The 6,911-nt window shown below is 67.2% G+C and carries 6 protein-coding genes; all 6 read left to right on the top strand.

What is annotated here, in order from left to right; genetic code table 11:
- The first annotated feature begins 317 nt into the window (after positions 1–317).
- The 6 genes from AC1DS6_RS26945 (at position 318) to AC1DS6_RS26920 (ending at position 6,870) form a co-directional block, all read left to right on the top strand.
- The gene (locus AC1DS6_RS26945; protein ID WP_441628840.1) at positions 318–1,136 is read left to right on the top strand and encodes an ABC transporter permease; all 819 of its coding nucleotides are present in this window, start codon (positions 318–320) and stop codon (positions 1,134–1,136) included.
- Positions 1,137–1,144: 8 nt separating this feature from the next.
- Positions 1,145–2,029, top strand: a complete 885-nt coding sequence (locus AC1DS6_RS26940; RefSeq protein WP_441628838.1) for an ABC transporter permease — start codon at positions 1,145–1,147, stop codon at positions 2,027–2,029.
- Entirely contained in the window at positions 2,022–3,089 is a 1,068-nt protein-coding gene (locus tag AC1DS6_RS26935; protein WP_035859830.1) for an ABC transporter ATP-binding protein, read from the top strand. Before AC1DS6_RS26940 ends, AC1DS6_RS26935 begins: the two co-directional genes overlap by 8 nt.
- Positions 3,086–3,976 (top strand): phosphodiesterase, encoded by an 891-nt coding sequence (locus tag AC1DS6_RS26930; RefSeq protein ID WP_441628834.1) that lies wholly within the window; start codon positions 3,086–3,088, stop codon positions 3,974–3,976. Before AC1DS6_RS26935 ends, AC1DS6_RS26930 begins: the two co-directional genes overlap by 4 nt.
- Before the next feature lie 401 nt (positions 3,977–4,377).
- Positions 4,378–5,043 carry a response regulator transcription factor gene (locus AC1DS6_RS26925; protein ID WP_441628832.1) on the top strand — a complete coding sequence of 222 codons (666 nt, stop codon included), beginning with the start codon at positions 4,378–4,380 and terminating at the stop codon, positions 5,041–5,043.
- Between the two features lie 3 nt (positions 5,044–5,046).
- Entirely contained in the window at positions 5,047–6,870 is a 1,824-nt protein-coding gene (locus tag AC1DS6_RS26920; protein ID WP_441628830.1) for an ATP-binding response regulator, read from the top strand.
- Positions 6,871–6,911: the final 41 nt, after the last annotated feature.

The following is a 6,911-nucleotide window of genomic DNA, read 5'->3' as shown; positions in this document are numbered from 1 at the left end:
ACACCGACCCGCGATGCGAAGCGAGCCGTCAAGGTGTACCAGGCCGTATGGGGCGCCTCGGGATCCGGCGAAAAGAGCGGAAAAGAGGGACCCATGTTTGAGTATCGCCTTAAGGCGATGCGAGTTTGGGTCCCGGCCGCTCTTTTCGTCGGATCCCGAGGAGGTGTCGCCCCATCCGGCGCGCCTTCTTTGCCTACTTTCTTGGCAAGACAAGAAAGTAGGTCGCCCCCCGCAGGGGGGTGAAACCGCCTTTGACTTTAAGGTTTTAAGCCTTGGAAGTTGAAGTTGATTTTCAAACCCCGGGAGCATCCCCAACCATGCCCAAACAAAGCCCCCCCCTCCTCCTCTTCGCCCTCCCGGCCCTAATCCTCTTCACCGCCTTCTTCTGCCTCCCAATGGCAAAACTCCTGGCCATCAGCATCACCGGAGAAAAAGGCGCAAGCGTCTACTGGACCGTAATCTCAAGCCAACGCTATCTTCACAGCCTGATGGTAACGGTACTGCTCTCGGCAACCGTAACCCTGGCAACCCTGATCATCGCCGGCATCACCGGCACCTTCCTCCAACGCAACGCCGTCCCCGGCAAAGCGCTGCTGGTAGCCATGCTGACCTTCCCGCTAGCCTTCCCCGGCGTAGTCATCGGCTTCATGGTCATCATGCTGGGCGGCCGCAACGGCCTGCTGGCCATGGCAGGCGACTGGCTAGCCGGCGACCGCTGGACCTTCGCCTACGGCCTCACCGGCCTGTTCGTCGGCTACCTGTACTTCTCCATCCCCCGCGTCATCCTGACCGTGATGGCCGCGGTAGCCAAGCTCGACGCCTCCCTGGAAGAAGCCGCGCGCTCGCTCGGCGCAGGCCGCTGGCGCGTGGTGCGCGACGTCATGCTGCCCGCCCTGATGCCCGCCATGATCTCCAGCGGCGCGATCTGCTTCGCCACCAGCATGGGCGCCTTCGGCACCGCCTTCACGCTGGCGACGCAGCTCGATGTACTGCCGCTCACCATCTACAACGAGTTCACCAACTACGCCAACTTCGGCATGGCCGCAGCCCTGTCCGTACTGCTCGGCACGGTCACCTGGGCCTTGCTGGCGCTGGCGCGCTGGTTCTCGGGCGACGCCGTCGCCGCCACCGCATGAGGATTGCCATGACTACGACTTCCCGCCGCGGCAACGCTTACTGGCTGCAACTCGCGCTCACGCTCCTGGTTTGCCTCTTCATGGTGGTCCCGGTGGTGATGTCGGTGCTGGCCGGCCTGACCAACAATATCTTCATTGGCATAGCCAGCGGCCTGACCACGCGCTGGCTGGCGGAGGTATGGTCGCTCTACCGCAATACCATCTTCCTGTCGCTGGGCATCGCACTGGCCTGCCTTGCCTGCACGCTGGTGCTGGGCGTGCCGGCGGCCTACTACATGGCGCTGCGGCGCGGCCGCATCACGCGCCTGATCGAAGAGCTGCTGATGCTGCCGGTGGCAGTGCCGGGCCTGGCTACCGCTCTCGGCCTGATCCTGCTCTATGGCGGCTGGCAGGCGTTCCGCACCAGCTGGGTATTCATCCTGGTGGGCCACGTCCTGTTCACGCTGCCGTTCATGGTGCGCTCGGTGCTGGCCATCATGTCGGCCATCGATATCCGCACGCTGGAAGACGCCGCCGCCAGCCTGGGCGCGAGCCGGCTGCAGCGCTTCTTTACGGTGGTGCTGCCCAACTGCCGCCAGGGCATCCTGGCCGGAGCGCTGATGGTGGTAACGCTCTCGGTGGGTGAGTTCAACCTGACCTGGATGCTGCATACGCCCACCACGCAGACATTGCCCGTGGGTCTGGCCGATAGCTATGCATCGATGCGGCTGGAGATCGGCTCGGCCTACACCATCGTGTTCTTCTTCATGATCATTCCGCTGCTGGTGCTGATGCAGGGCCTCTCCGCGCTCGGCGCGCGCGCCCGCAAGCACCAGCCGCTTGCCGACAGCGGCGGCGCCGGGGCGATCTCCGGCACCGATCCGCTTTCCCCATCCGAGGCCCGCCATGCATGAACCGACCCCCATCACCCTGCGCCACTGCGGCAAGACCTTCGCCGACGGTACGCTGGCGCTGCAACCCCTCGACCTCGACATCGGCGCCGGCGAAACCGTGGTCCTGCTTGGTCCTTCCGGCTGCGGCAAGACCACCACGCTGCGCATCATCGCCGGGCTGGAATTCCCCGATCCCGGCGGCGTGGTCATGTTTGGCGATAGCGATGTGACGCCCCTGCCGATCGAGCAGCGCGGCGTGGGCATGGTGTTCCAGAGCTATGCGCTGTTTCCCAACATGACCGTGGCGGAGAACATTGCCTATGGCCTGCGCGTGCGCCGGACCGATCCCGCCGCGCGCCGCCGCCGGGTGGACGAGATGCTGTCCATGATGCAGCTCGGGCCCTTCGCCGAGCGCCGCATCGACCAGCTCTCCGGCGGCCAGCGCCAGCGCGTGGCGCTGGCCCGCGCCATCGCGGTACAGCCGCGCGTGCTGCTGCTCGACGAACCGCTGACCGCGCTGGATGCCAAGCTGCGCGATGCGCTGCGCGCCGACATCAACCAGTTGCTGCGCAGCCTGCATATCACCGCCGTCTATGTCACCCACGACCAGGCCGAGGCGATGGCGCTTGGCGACCGCATCATCGTGATGGACCGCGGCCGCATTGCCCAGACCGGCACGCCGCAGCAGATCTACCGGGCGCCGGCCAATGCCTTCGTGGCGGATTTCATCGGCACCATGAACCGCTTGCCGGCGGTGCCGGAAGCCGGTGCCTGGCGTGTGCCGGGTGGTCTGGTGCCGCGCCAGGACAACGCAGCGGGCGCCGCGCAGCCGGCCCGCGCCGAACTCTTGTTCCGCCCCGAGGACGTGGCGCTGGCCCGGGCCGAGGAGGCGCACCTGGGCGGCTCGGTCGTCACCGCGCTGTTCCTGGGCAACTACACGCGCTTGCTGGTCGACGTTGGCGCACCGGCGCCGCTGGTCGTCGACACCACCCGGCGCGATGCCTGGCATGCGGGCGACCGCGTCGGCCTGCGCCTTGATACCGGCCACCTGATCACGCTTTCCGAAGCGCTCGCAGCATGAACTCCCTGACCAGCACTCCGGGCAATCCGGGCAACCCCGGCGATCCGGCCGGCACCTACCTGCTCGCCCACATCACCGACCTGCACATCAAGGCCGGCGGCAAGCTGTCCTACCGCATGGTGGACACCGCCGGCGCGCTGCAGCGCTGCATCGACACGTTGCTGGACGCGCCACAGCGGCCGGATTCGGTCGTCATCACCGGGGATCTCGTCGACTTCGGCACCGAGGCGGAATACCGCTTCCTGCGTGGCATCCTGCAAGGCCTGCCGATGCCGGTACGGCTGCTGCCGGGCAACCATGACCACCGGGCTACCTTGCGCCGTGTCTTCGCGGATCACGATTACCTGTTCGCCGCCGGCGATGGCGATGCGCCCATCCACTACAGCGTGGAAGCCGGCCCGTTGCGCCTGGTTGCCTTCGACTGCACGGTGCCGGGCAAGCCTGGCGGCCGGGTCGATCCCGCCGCGCTGCCATGGCTCGAAGCCACGCTGGCGGCCGAGCCGGACCGGCCCACGCTGTTGATGCTCCATCATCCGCCCTTCCACACCGGCATCGGCCACATGGATCAGCAGGGCCTGGCCGGCGCCGGACTGCTGGAGGCGGTGGTGCGCCGGCATCCGCAGGTGGAGCGTGTGCTGTGCGGCCATTTGCACCGGCACATCACGTGCCGCTTCGGCGGCACGGTGGCCATGACGGCGCCGGGGCCCGCGCACCAGGTCACGCTGGACCTCGACCCGCAGGCCGCTTCGCGCTTTCGCATGGAGCCGCCCGGCTACCTGCTGCACTGGTGGCATTCCTTGCATGGGCTGGTGAGCCATGCGGCGGTCATCGGCGCATTCGGTGCCGACCACCCCTTCTTCGATGCCGCCGGCAAACTGATCGACTGAGCGGCGGCCGGACAAAAAAAACCCACAGCCGGGTGGATGTGGGTAATAAAGTGGTATGGGCAAGTCGCGGAAATCGCCCACGTCCGTATGGTGACACCCCGCGGCCGCGAGTGAAATAATCTTTCCGGACTAGAAGGCCGCCATGCGTCGCGCAGGCAGTCCCCAGTGTGCCTTCCGGCCACATCCCGGAAACCGCGTGGGCGCGCACGGCGCGGCACGGCCGCCCCGGAACACAAGCCGGGCTCTGCATTGCGTATCCCCTCTTTAGTGGGGAAATGGACAACACTGCAATAATCTAGTCCAATTCGCCCTTGACGATCGCTTTGAACCGGCGCTCCTTTCGCATTACCGTGGTTCCAGCGGCCGCTGCCGGCGCGCCGGCCGCCGTCCAACTTCCTACCATGCTCAACGCCCACCTGCTGCTGATCGACGACCACACACTGTTCCGCACCGGCCTGCGCTTGGTGCTGGCTGACAGCCCAAGCGTGGCAAGCATCATCGAGGCGGGTTCCGTCATGGGCGCGGTGGAGACGCATCGCGGCGCCACCGTGGATATCATCCTGCTCGACATCCAGATGCCCGGCCTCAACGGCATCGAAGGCGTCAAGGTGTTGCGCCGCCATTTTCCCGTTGCGCGCATCCTGATCGTTTCCGGCACCTCCGGGCTGGAGACCATCCCGGCCGAGGTACGCAAGGAGATTGCCGGCTTCCTGCCGAAATCCGCGGACAGCGTCCAGATCGAGATAGCCATCGCCGCCTGCCAGCAGGGCGACACCTACTTCATTCCGGACCCGACCGGCGAGAGCCACGACAATCCGGACGGCACGCCAAACGGCACGGCCAACGGCATCGCATACCAGTCCAGCTCGCTCACGCCGCGCCAGCTTGAAGTGCTGGAGCAACTCAGCCAGGGCCGCTCGAACAAGATCATTGCCCACCATCTGGGCCTCTCCGAGAACACCGTCCGGGTTCACGTGGCGGCCATTCTCGATCACCTCGGCGTAGTCAGCCGGGTGGAGGCGGTGCTCGAGGCGCAGCGCCGCGGCCTGGTGCAGACAGGCAGGTAGGTCATGGCCTTGCTCATCCCCCGCTTCGACGAACCGCGCCTGCTGGCCGCGGAAATGGAACTGATCGACCAGAGCTTCGGCATCGCCATGTTGGGCTGTGCGCTGGCGGCCTTCATCCTGGCCCTCGGGCTGGCGCTGGGCGGCGGGCATCCCGGCGCCTTCCCGTGGGCCCTCGCCATGGGCCTGGCCTGCGCCGCCGGGCACTTTGGGCGGCGCAGGCTGCCCGAGCGCACGAGCCAAGCCAAAGCGGGTCTTTACGCCCGTGCCATGACGGCCTTGCTGACACTGATCGGCGCGCTCTGGGGGCTGGCGGCATGGCTATACATGGATGTGAAGTCGCCCGCGACGGTGATCTGCATCCTGTCGCTGATCGCCGGCATGAGCGCGGCCGCGCTGGCGGTGTTCTCCGCCTGCCTGCCGGTCGCCGTGGGCTTCTTCGTGCCGGCCATCGTGCCGGTCTGGGCGGTCTTCATCGCCACCGGCGATGCCGCCTATCTGGCCATGTTCCTCGGCACGCCGCTCTATCTCGTTGTGCTCATGATCTTCGCGCGCAACTACGCGCGCGTGGCGCGCCACGGCATCGCGCTGCGCTTTGCCAACGTGGAACTGATCTCGCAATTGCGCGAGCAGACCGCCCGCGCGGAAAACGCACAGCGCGAGGCAGAGGAAGCCAACCGCGCCAAATCCGTATTCCTGGCCTCGGCCAGCCATGACCTGCGCCAACCGCTGCACGCGCTCGGCCTGTTCGTGGTCACGCTGGGCCGGTCCGATCTCACCGACAAGCAGCGCCAGTTGCTTACGCACATCGAGGCCGCCTCCTGTGCCGCGCGCGAGATGCTCAACACGCTGCTGGATTTTTCCAAGGTGGACGCCGGCGTGATCACCGCCCGGCCGCGCGCGTTCCTCCTGCAGCCGTTGCTGTACAAGCTGGAGAACGAGTTTGCGCCGCAGGCCGACGGGCGCGGCCTGTTCTACCGCACCCGGGATACCACCGCCACCGTGTTTGCAGATCCGACGCTGGTCGAGCTGATCCTGCGCAACCTGATCGCCAACGCCATCCGCTACACCAGCCAGGGCGGCGTGCTGGTGGCATGCCGCCGCCGGGGCAAGAGCATGGTGCTCGAGGTCTGGGACACCGGCGCCGGCATCCCCGCGTCCCAGCATCGCGCCATCTTCAAGGAGTTCCACCAGTTGGGCAACCCGGAGCGTGACCAGCGCAAAGGCCTGGGGCTCGGCCTGGCCATCGTGGAAGGACTGGCCCGCACCATGTCTACCCGGATCCTGCTGAATTCGCGGCCCGGCCGCGGCTCGGTGTTCCGCTTCGCCCTGCCCGTGACCGAAGACCGTGCCGAGACACCCGCCGCCAGCTTGCACCAAAGGCCCGGTCTGCGCGGGCTGCGCGTGCTGGTGATCGACGACGACCAGGAGATCCGCATCGCCATGAGGGCGCTGCTGGAGAGTTGGCAAGCCGTTTGCCTGGCGCTGGAATCCGAGGAAGAAGCGCTGGCGGCGCTTGACACCTTCAGACCCGACCTGTTGCTGGCGGACTACCGCCTGCGCGGCGAGCGCACTGGCCAGGAAGCGATGATGGCGATCCGCGAGCGGCTGGGCCACGCCCTGCCCACCGTCATCATTACCGGCGATACCGCCCCGGATCGCCTGCGCAGCGTGCATGCCGGCGGCGCCGCACTGCTGCACAAGCCCGTAGTGGCGCAACAGTTGCATACCGCCATGACCGCCCTGCTGCGCGATGCGGGCTGGCGCCAGGATATCCCCCGCTCCGCCGCCGGCAATGGCGCGGACCGCATGGCGCGTGCCGGGCGCTGAGGGGCCTGAGCGGCTCGCCAGCGCCCCTCGCCCCCTCATTC

The sequence above is a fragment of the Cupriavidus sp. 05L310 genome (assembly GCF_056398185.1).
The sequence above is the reverse complement of the archived record's forward strand: the minus strand, read 5'-3'. Positions and strand labels throughout refer to the sequence as shown.

Coding starts and splice junctions, on each gene's coding strand:
- AC1DS6_RS26945 (WP_441628840.1), top strand. CDS start 318: ATGCCCAAACAAAGCCCCCCCCTCCTCCTCTTCGCCCTCCCGGCCCTA.
- AC1DS6_RS26940 (WP_441628838.1), top strand. CDS start 1,145: ATGACTACGACTTCCCGCCGCGGCAACGCTTACTGGCTGCAACTCGCG.
- AC1DS6_RS26935 (WP_035859830.1), top strand. CDS start 2,022: ATGCATGAACCGACCCCCATCACCCTGCGCCACTGCGGCAAGACCTTC.
- AC1DS6_RS26930 (WP_441628834.1), top strand. CDS start 3,086: ATGAACTCCCTGACCAGCACTCCGGGCAATCCGGGCAACCCCGGCGAT.
- AC1DS6_RS26925 (WP_441628832.1), top strand. CDS start 4,378: ATGCTCAACGCCCACCTGCTGCTGATCGACGACCACACACTGTTCCGC.
- AC1DS6_RS26920 (WP_441628830.1), top strand. CDS start 5,047: ATGGCCTTGCTCATCCCCCGCTTCGACGAACCGCGCCTGCTGGCCGCG.